The sequence below is a fragment of the Bacillus sp. S4 genome, assembly GCF_040838205.1.
Taxonomy (GTDB): Bacteria; Bacillota; Bacilli; order Bacillales; family Bacillaceae_G; genus Bacillus_A; species Bacillus_A cereus_U.
Map to the genome: position 1 here is coordinate 1 of NZ_JBFPJI010000379.1, position 2933 is coordinate 2933.

The following is a 2933-nucleotide window of genomic DNA, read 5'->3' on the forward strand; positions in this document are numbered from 1 at the left end:
GAATAGCACATACATTTTAAGGAAAACAAAGTTATTATAGAGTTTTAAAAAATAAAATTCAAAAATTATTGAATTTTATTTTCTGATATTTTAGAATATATATTATAAATAGAAAGGAGGCTTTTAAATGAAACAAACGTATTCCTCACAACTGATTGAAACTATCTCCCTGGAGGTAGAATCTTCACCCGTTTGGGAAGTTATCCTAGGCATAGCAGGATACACACATGCACGAATTAGACATACATTTGATTTAGACGAGAAATGGCTGACAGACCAGAGTTCTATGCCTACGTCACTTATAGATGTTCTACAAGTGATACAAGAGACTAACTTCTGGTACGGATTGCTTATGCTTCAAAACAGATTCTCTTCATCATCTGTTTCAGATTTTTCGAATCACCTTTATAACCTCTCAGCTGACTGTATATATGAAACTCTTTTGCCATATGGAGGTCGGGAGCTTGAACCTTTACGAAAAAAAGCTGTTGAGGCTGCTGCTTTCCGTCATAGCTTAGCCTCATTTGAGGAATATGCTACACATTTTTATGACCATGATTATTTATGTGGATACATTCGAAGTTTAGCTCGTTACTCCCGTGAGGAATTATGTGTCCTTTTTATTGAAGCGATTACAGAATGGCATAGCTGGATAAGTCAGCAAGAGGAATGGGAGAAGTGGAATAAAGCATTATCCTTTGAACAAAAACAACATGATTCATTGGATGTTACTAGACCTGTTGAGGAGATTGAACGTATTACGGATGGAGTGAGATATCAACCAGAACCATCTATTTGGACTGTCAAACTGATTCCTCATGTTTCATATCGCCCCTGGGTTTTAGAGAAAAGAACTTCGGACACTAAATTATTCTTTTATCCATTGAGGGACGAATATTTGCTAGAACCCGGGATACCACCTACTGATCTTGTTCGCGGTCATAAAGCATTAGGAGATGAACTTCGCTTACGATTGCTATACCAATTGTTAAGAGGACCTTCATCCCTCCAAGAGATGAGCACCCAATTCAATATTTCAAAGACTACCCTGCATCATCAACTTTCACTATTGAAAGCTGCCAAATTCATTAAGGCTGATAAAGGGATATATTCCGCCAATCCAACACAGTTCACTCACTTTTCCAGACGTCTTACCCAGTACCTTGGGGATGACATATGAAGACGTACTCTAAATCATTTAAGGCATTATGGATGGGAGAAGTTGTATCGGAATTTGGTGGGGCGGCTGGCGGAATTCTAAATGGACTGTTACTATATCAAGTCACAGGTTCTAAGGAATGGATGGGAGCACTTTGGCTTATTTATTTTATTCCTTCTTTGCTTCTACAAAGTATAAGCACTCCCTTTCTCAATTATGTTGTAAAGGAGAAGGTGCTTCGTAACATACAACTTATTCGTTCCTTTGCATACCTTCTTCCTCTGGTTGGATATATCACAGATAAGTACACAGGAACCATCCTAGGATTGATTATTCTACAATGTACCTTGGGACTGGTGCAGCCCATCTATGCTAGCATTTCTTTTTCCCTGCTCCCTGATATTTGTAAAGAAGAGGAGCTTACTCAGGCAAATGGATTATTAGATGCTACCATTCGCCTTATGAGCTTTATCGCTCCCGGAGCTACATCTTTGTTACTACTAGTAGGTCCTGTACATTTTATTTATGTTTTTTCATCTATTATGTTCTTTATCAGTTTTCTTTCACTCTTACAGATTCCTATAAGAAGTACAGAGAAAGTGGATACCTGGTCAAAAAAGTTTTGGTGGGCTGAAATGAAAACAGGGTACCGTATATTCTTCAAGTATCCTTATCTCTTAAAATTATCTCTTCTTTCCTCCACCGTCCAGTTTGCCGTAGGAGCAGCAATGGTTATTGGTATTCCGTTTATTAAAGGAGAACTTAACGGTCACTCATGGGAATATGCCATCTTTTCTGGTGCTTTCCCAATCGGCTATGCACTAGGAATGGTCTTACTTACGCGGGTTCCTAAAACACCTCAAACTATGTATCTTGGTTTAATCGGAGGAGGTCTCTCCTTTGTACTATTGTTCTTTGTTCATTCCATACCATTAGCTTGGATATGTGAGTTATTCGGAGGGATTGCTTTTCCACTTTTTAATGCTCAAAGTGCAGCAGCTTTTCAGCGTGAAGCCCCTAAAGATCGTCTACCCCAGCTTAGCGCTGTTCGTTTGCTCTTTCTCCGAATCACTATGCCAATAGGCATAGTGTTCGCATCGTCATCCTTCTTACATATGAATATAAGGCAGATATATGGAATTGCAGGTGTAATAATCATCTTACCAGGCTTGTTTTATTTATTGTCCTCACTGTCTCAAAGAAAACTACCAGTGAATAAAGAGAAGAAGACAAGTTGATTACAACAGCTATGTTTTAAACCAATAAATCCCCTTGAGTAGGTGGTTATTTGATATTCTCTACCTACTCCTGTATCTATATTTCTTGTTGCTATCTATAATTAAATCAACAATATTAATAATCTATTTCTTAATATTGCTGTTTATAGCAAAAATGTTCATTTTGACAACCTAAGTAATCATTTGGTAAATATTGTATCACTATGACCTATTTTTACACGTATCTCGGCTGAACCCCTAGTTCCATTGTTACACAGCCCTCTCTTCAAGAAGGAATGATTTTCCCCTTAACGTAGGAAAATCGGCTTTTTATCTTCCATAAAATGTCTTAGCGTGGGTTTTATGTCATTTGGTTGGCGGGACCCCTAAGAGATGGTACTACATCGCTATCATCTTAAAAAAATAAACTACCCCAAAACGAAAAAGCTAACTTTTTAGGATACTACCGTTAAGTCGGGTTATGTCGACTACTTATATATATTTAAAATTAAATAACTTTATTGTCAGTTTACAATTTGTACAAAACACTTTAAATC

2 protein-coding genes are annotated in these 2933 nt (G+C 37.4%); both read left to right on the forward strand.

The features are described from left to right. The first annotated feature begins 127 nt into the window (after positions 1-127). Positions 128-1180 carry an ArsR family transcriptional regulator gene (locus AB3X48_RS20410; RefSeq protein WP_088099323.1) on the forward strand — a complete coding sequence of 351 codons (1053 nt, stop codon included), beginning with the start codon at positions 128-130 and terminating at the stop codon, positions 1178-1180. After that, positions 1177-2397, forward strand: a complete 1221-nt coding sequence (locus tag AB3X48_RS20415) for an MFS transporter (RefSeq protein WP_088099324.1) — start codon at positions 1177-1179, stop codon at positions 2395-2397. Before AB3X48_RS20410 ends, AB3X48_RS20415 begins: the two co-directional genes overlap by 4 nt. Positions 2398-2933: the final 536 nt, after the last annotated feature.